The 368-nt window shown below is 62.5% G+C and carries 1 protein-coding gene; it reads right to left on the bottom strand.

Annotation, left to right across the window (positions count from 1 at the left end):
* The coding region (locus tag ACW9H9_RS28840) for a toxin VasX (RefSeq protein WP_457370506.1) at positions 1–368 on the bottom strand (368 nt) is incomplete at both ends.

Below are 368 nucleotides of genomic sequence, written 5' to 3'. Positions count from 1 at the left end.
GCATCAGTTCACACAGGCGCCAGGTCCATTGCACCGGGGAGTAGGCGATGCGCAGGTGGCTGCGGCGCGGGTAGAGCAGGTACGGATGGCTTTCACCGGGGTTGTGGCGCACATCCGTGTTCAACTGGCGGTCGGTCCAGAGATGACGGGTGAACAGCCGGCCGCTGACCTGATACTCATGAAACGTCTGGTCGACGCTGTCGTACACATACACCCAACCGTCGCGCAGTTGGCGCAGGGTGTAGCTGCGGGTTTTCAGGGCGGGTGGTGTGTTTGACCAGCCTGTGGGGAGAGGATGAGGCCCTTGGTTGTTGCCCTTGTGCAACGGCGACTCGTCCAGCGCATAACGCACGGGAAACAGGGCGACC

Source organism: Pseudomonas sp. SDO5215_S409 (genome assembly GCF_054071325.1).
This window is presented reverse-complemented; position numbering and strand designations above follow the sequence as displayed.